General features: G+C 60.5%; 1 protein-coding gene. It reads left to right on the top strand.

Translation table 11 applies throughout. From position 1 onward, the window contains the following. Positions 1 to 243 (top strand): c-type cytochrome (locus ACWUKX_RS31085; RefSeq protein WP_456010475.1); only part of this gene is annotated, 243 nt, incomplete at both ends.

Genomic DNA, 243 nt, shown 5'->3' with positions numbered 1-243 from the left:
GCCGCCGCGGGTGAGAAGGTCTTCGCCAAATGCAAGGCCTGCCACGTCGTCGACGAGGACAAGAACAAGATCGGTCCGTCGTTGAGCGGCGTTATCGGCCGGACGGCCGGCACGCATCCAGGGTTCAAGTATTCCAAACCCATGACCGAGGCGGGCGCATCCGGCGTCAAATGGGACGAAGCCACGCTGACAGACTACCTTCGCGATCCCAAGGCCAAGATCAAAGGTACGAAGATGGCGTTT

It is taken from the genome of Mesorhizobium sp. f-mel (assembly GCF_053850215.1).
The sequence above is the reverse complement of the archived record's forward strand: the minus strand, read 5'-3'. Positions and strand labels throughout refer to the sequence as shown.